Source organism: Stakelama sediminis, from assembly GCF_014199335.1.
Lineage (GTDB): Bacteria > Pseudomonadota > Alphaproteobacteria > Sphingomonadales > Sphingomonadaceae > Sphingomonas > Sphingomonas sediminis.
On record NZ_JACIJI010000017.1, the window covers coordinates 1 to 5,890 of the forward strand.

Sequence of the window (5,890 nt, forward strand, 5' to 3'; positions counted from 1 at the left end):
AGCCGCGCGAACAAATCCTCGCGGAATACTCCCTCGGTAACGGCGCGGGCGAGATCGCGGTTGGTGCCGGCAATCAGATGGAAGTCGCTCGCCGCCTCGGTGTCGGCACCGACCGGCAGGAAGCGCTTGTCCTCAATCGCGCGCAGAATCATCGCCTGTTCGTCGAGCCCGAGTTCGCCGACTTCGTCGAGAAACAGCATGCCGGTGTCGGCGGCGCGCAGCAGGCCGGGCCGATCGGCGACCGCACCGGTGAACGCGCCCTTCTTGTGCCCGAACAGTGCGGACATCGCGCTATCGCCCTTGAGCGTCGCGCAATTCACCTCGACGAACGGACCGGATAGCTGTCGTTTGAGGCGTTTCAATTCATAGATGCGCCGGGCGAGCTGACTCTTGCCCGCGCCGGTCGGTCCCATCAGCAGCACGGGCGCGCGGCTGCGCACCGCCACCTGCTCGATCTCGTCGATCATGCGGTTGAACGCGGGGTTGCGGGTCTCGATGCCCGATTTGAGGAACGACGTGCTCTCGGCGCTCGCCTCGGCAAAGCGCGTGGCGATGCTGTCGTAGCGCGACAGGTCGAGGTCGATAACGTTCCAGGTCCCGACTCCATCGGCGGTACCGCGGCGCGGCTGCGTCTGGAGCAGGCGACCGGGCAGATAATGCGCCTCGGTCAGCAGGAACAGGCAGATCTGCGCGACGTGCGTGCCGGTGGTGATGTGGATCAGATAATCCTCGGCCTCCGGATCGAAGCGATAGCCGCGCGTGAAATCGAGGAGCTTGCCGTAGACCTCCTCGAAATCCCATGGATCATTGAAATCGAGCACATGCGGCTCGACCGTGGTCTCGGGTGAGACCGAGCCGATGTCGGCCGTCACATAGTTGGCGAGGCGACTGTGCCGGGTCCCGTGCAGTAGCACGAGCCGATCGACGCGCAGATCCTCGTACATGGTGAGTCCGACGGTAGGCCGCCACTTGTTCCACCGCGACGGCCCGAACTTGCTCGCATCAAGCGTGGAGCCGAGGAAACCGAGGACGACTAGGGGCTTCATGGCGATAGAGTAGAATAAACTCCTATCCATGTCGATCATCTTTTGGGCTGTCGGGTATAGGGCGCGCTATCACCCTGCGCGCTGAATTGGTTAAATTTATCCTTTAACATCAGGTGGGTGCGATTTTCTTCCCGGGAGCGACGGCCAAGTTGGCACGCCTGCTGCAGTGCTGATCGCATCGGATCGAACAATGCCTTGATCCGATGGCGCGGAACGACGGGGCGGCTGGAATGGGCCGGTCGCCCCCGATAACCGCAAGATTCTGAAAGGTTGGCTCATGGCGAACAAGGCTCTCTTCGCTTCGGCGATCGCAAAGCTGCTTCCGGCGGCGGACATCCGCAACCGTGAGGGCGCGCCGGCCTATGCCTATGCACCGCAGGGCAGGCTCGCGCAGCTTGCCGCAACCGGCACGCTCGCCGACAGTTTCTATGGCGCGGCTGAGGACCATCTCGCCGACGCGATCGAGGCGGCGCGCGCGGTCGATCCGTTGTTCGTCGCCAAGACGGCGGTCTATGCCCGCCAAGCCGGTGCGATGAAGGATATGCCGGCGCTCCTCACCGCCTATCTGACGGTCGCCGAGCCGGACCTCGCGGTGCGCGTGTTCGGTCGCGTGATCGACACCGGGCGGATGCTGCGCAGTTTCGTGCAGATCATGCGCTCGGGCCAGGTCGGGCGGACGTCGCTCGGCACACGGCCGAAGCGGCTGGTCAAGGACTGGCTCGAGGCGGCGTCGATCCGCGACTTGATGGCGGCGGCGACGGGCAAGGATCCGAGCCTCGCCGACATTGTGCGGATGGTCCATCCGAAGCCGGCCGATGCCGCGCGGCGTGCCCTCTATGGCTGGCTGATCGGCAAGCCGTATGACGTTGCCGCGCTGCCGACGGAGATCGCGGCGTTTGAGGGGTGGAAGCAGGATCGCTCGCGCGATCTGCCGCCGGTGCCGTTCGAATGGCTGACCTCCGAGCCGCTGTCGTCCGAACAATGGGCGGCACTGGCTGGCCGGATGGGTTGGCAAGCGTTGCGCATGAACCTCAACACGCTGGCGCGCAACGGCGCGTTCGAGGTGAAGGGGACGGCGGAAGCGGTCGCGGTGCGGCTCGCCGACGGCCAGGCGCTGAGCAAGGTCCGGCCGATGCCGTATCAGCTCCAGATGGCGCTGGCGGCGGCTGGTCCGGGCGTTCCGCTCAAGGTACAGGCAGCGCTGGAGGATGCGCTCGAGCAGTCGCTCGGACGCGTACCGGTGGTTGCTGGCCGGGTGGTCGTCTGTCCCGACGTGTCGGGATCGATGGCGATGCCGGTGACGGGTTACCGCAAGGGCGCCTCGTCCAAGGTGCGGTGCATCGATGTCGCGGCGCTGGTCGCGGCGGCAATGCTCAGGACCAATCGCGAGGCGCGGGTGATGCCGTTCGAGTGCGACGTGGTGAAGCTGCGGCTCGATCCGAAGGCACGGGTCGCGGTGAACGCGGCGGCTCTGGGCAAGATCGGTGGCGGCGGGACCAACGTCTCGGCACCGTTGGCGCGGCTTAACGCCAAGAAGGCCGATGTCGACCTCGTCGTCATCGTCTCGGACAATCAGTCGTGGGTCGACGCGACCCAGGGCGGCGCGACCGCGACGATGCGCGAATGGGACCGGCTCGTCCGGCGCAATCCGGGCGCGCGGCTCGTCTGCGTGGATATCGCACCTTATGGCTCGACCCAGGCGTCCGGGCGGCCAGACATTCTCAATGTCGGAGGATTCTCCGACGCGGTGTTCGACACCATCGCCAGTTTCGCCCGCGGCGAGACGCGCGACTGGGTCAGCATCGTAGAAGCAATGGAGGTATGAAGAACCAGGGCCGTGGCGAATGCCGGTGGGACTACATGTCCACAGCAAGAGGCCCGACGAGTAAAGCGCCTCAGCGCCAGCAATGGACTGATGAGATGCGGGTTCGAACCCCGCCGCTGACACGTAGCTTAAGGGCCGTGTCTCAACATTTCTCGTCGCCACGGCCCGATATTTTCAGCACGGCGAATGCCGGCGGGATTACGTGGACCTTCAGGGTCGCCGGTTCGAATCCGGCCGGGCATCTGCCCGTAGCTCAGCTGTTAGAGCATGAGGCACATCTCGCCACCACCTCGTCGCCGTGCCCTAATTCAATGCTGGCGAATGCCGACGGGACTACATCGGTATCAGGAGGTTCGATCCCTCCCCGGAGCAATCCGGATGTCTCGTCATCTTTCGTCGCCAGCACCGCAATTCACGTCGGCGAATGCCGGCGGGACTACACGGTAGACGCACCTCGAAAGAGGCGACGCCATCAGGCGTCGTGCTGGTTCGAAACCAGCCCCGGTTTTCGGACCGGGTGGCGGAAAGAAACGTCTCGCCTCAACTGGTCGCCGGCATCATGATGATTTTCTGGGAGGTCTAGAAATGGCCGACACGACTTACGAATACCAGCATGTCGAGGGCGGCGTGCCGATCAAGATGTGGACCCGCGGCGTGCCGGTCGACGACAAGGCGCGCGATCAGCTTGCGCGCGCGGCGCAGATGCCGTTCGTGTTCAAGCACGTGGCGGCAATGCCGGACGTGCATGTCGGCATCGGCGCAACCGTGGGTTCGGTGATCCCGACCAAGGGCGCGGTGATCCCGGCGGCGGTCGGCGTCGACATCGGCTGCGGCATGATGGCGGCGCGCACGTCGCTCAATGCCGCCGATCTGCCGGATACCCTCGAAGGCATCCGCTCGGCAATCGAGCGCGCGGTGCCGCATGGGCGGGACGTTGGCCGTGGCAGGCGCGATCCGGGCTCGTGGGGTTCGCCGCCGCCGGCGATCGTCGAGGCCTGGGCGACGCTCGCCGCGCGGTTCAAGCGGATCACCGACAAATATCCGAAGCTCGAGAAGACGAACAACCTTGTCCATCTCGGCACGCTCGGCACCGGCAATCACTTCATCGAACTCTGTCTCGACGAGGAGGCGCGGGTGTGGGTGATGCTGCATTCGGGCTCGCGCGGCGTCGGCAATGCGATCGGCAGCTACTTCATCGAACTCGCCCGTCAGGACATGCGCAAATGGCACATCAACCTGCCCGACGAGGATCTCGCCTATTTCCCGGAAGGGACCGACCATTTCGACGATTATGTCGAGGCGGTGGGCTGGGCGCAGGACTTCGCCGCGCTCAATCGGCGGATGATGATGACCAACATCATCGCTGCGCTGCGGGGTGAGATCGCCAAGCCGTTCGATGCGGAATTGGAGGCGGTGAATTGCCACCACAATTACGTCACACGCGAAAACCACTTCGGTGAGAATGTCCTCGTGACCCGCAAGGGCGCGGTGCGTGCGGCGAAGGGCGTGATGGGCATCATCCCCGGCTCGATGGGCGCAAAGTCGTTCATCGTACGCGGACTGGGCAATGCGGAAAGCTTCGATAGCTGTTCGCACGGCGCGGGCCGCGTAATGAGCCGGACACAGGCGAAAAAGCTCGTCACGCTCGACGAACATATCGCCGATACCGAAGGCGTGGAATGCCGCAAGGACGCGGGCGTGATCGACGAAACGCCCAAAGCCTACAAGCCGATCGAAGCGGTGATGGCCGCGCAGGCCGATCTCGTCGAGATCGTCCACACGTTGAAACAGGTGGTGTGCGTCAAAGGCTGACGCACACCACCATCCCTATTCTGGACTGCCTGAAAAATGATTATCATCGACGGATCGGAAGGCGAAGGGGGCGGGCAGGTCGTGCGCAACGCATGTGCGTTGTCGCTGATCACCGGCGAGCCGTTCCGCATCACCAAAGTGCGCGGCAAGCGGGAGAAGCCGGGGTTGATGCGCCAGCACGTCACCGCGATCGAGGCCGTGTGCGCGATCGACGGTGCCGAATGCGAGGGGCTGACCGTCGGCTCCTCGGAGGTGACGTTCCGGCCGGGTCGGGTGACGCCCGGCGAATACCACTTCGCGGTTGGCACCGCCGGCAGCACCGGACTCCTGCTCCAGACTGCATTGATGCCGCTCGTCCTCGCCGACAAACCGTCGCGCCTCATACTCGAAGGCGGCACGCACAACATGCTCGCGCCGCCGTTCGACTTCATCGCCAAGGCGTTCCTGCCGATCGTTAACCGTATGGGTCCGACCGTCGAGGCGCGGCTGGTGCGGCACGGATTCTATCCGCGCGGCGGCGGGCGGATCGAAGTCGACATCACGCCAGCCCCCTTGCAGCCGCTCGAGTGCTTCGATCGCGGCGCACCGCTCGATTGTTCGGCGACCGCGCTGTTCGGCGCGCTGCCGTTTCCTATTGCCGAGCGTATGGCGAAGACGGCGCGCAAGAAGTTGCCCGACTGGCCCCAGGACGCGTTCGCTGTTCGCGAACTGCCCGTCGATCAGGGGCCTGGCATCGTCCTGCTGCTCGAAGCGGCATTCGAGCATGTGACCGAAGTGGTCAGCGGCTTTGGCAAGCTCGGCGTCTCGGCGGAGCGCATCGCCAACACTGCGGCGGGGCGGATGGCGGGCTATCTCGCATCGGACGCGTTTGCCGGGCCATATCTGGCGGATCAGTTGCTGCTGCCCTTCGCGCTTGCCGGCGGCGGCAGTTTCACCACGGTCAAGCCGAGCCAGCACAGCCTGACCGCCGCCGATATCATCGAGCGGTTCACCGGTCGGCGCTGCGTGTTCGAAGTGCGCGAGGGCGAAAGCAACATGGTGACAGTGCGATAGCGGCACCCGGATTGCCTTTCAGGCGCCGATCCGCTATCAGCCTCGCCGTTCGCCGCCAATAGCGGCGACAAACGGAGACATGAATTGCTGGACCTAACCGCCTATCGGGGCGCTCAGCCCGTCGGTTTCCAGCCCTTTTCCTAAGCGTCCCACG

At 64.8% G+C, this 5,890-nt stretch carries 4 protein-coding genes; 3 read left to right on the plus strand and 1 reads right to left on the minus strand.

What is annotated here, in order from left to right; translation table 11 throughout:
- Nucleotides 1–1,085: RNA repair transcriptional activator RtcR family protein (locus FHR23_RS16355; protein WP_281377268.1), on the minus strand; the 1,085-nt coding region annotated here is incomplete at its 3' end.
- Nucleotides 1,086–1,323: 238 nt separating this feature from the next.
- Between FHR23_RS16355 and FHR23_RS16360 the strand changes: the two genes are divergently transcribed.
- The 3 genes from FHR23_RS16360 (at nt 1,324) to rtcA (ending at nt 5,736) form a co-directional block, all read left to right on the plus strand.
- Entirely contained in the window at nt 1,324–2,871 is a 1,548-nt protein-coding gene (locus FHR23_RS16360) for a vWA domain-containing protein (protein WP_184006134.1), read from the plus strand.
- Nucleotides 2,872–3,456: 585 nt separating this feature from the next.
- Nucleotides 3,457–4,683, plus strand: a complete 1,227-nt coding sequence (locus FHR23_RS16365; protein ID WP_184006136.1) for an RtcB family protein — start codon at nt 3,457–3,459, stop codon at nt 4,681–4,683.
- Nucleotides 4,684–4,719: 36 nt separating this feature from the next.
- Nucleotides 4,720–5,736 (plus strand): RNA 3'-terminal phosphate cyclase, encoded by a 1,017-nt coding sequence (rtcA, locus tag FHR23_RS16370; protein ID WP_184006138.1) that lies wholly within the window; start codon nt 4,720–4,722, stop codon nt 5,734–5,736.
- Nucleotides 5,737–5,890 lie beyond the last annotated feature (154 nt).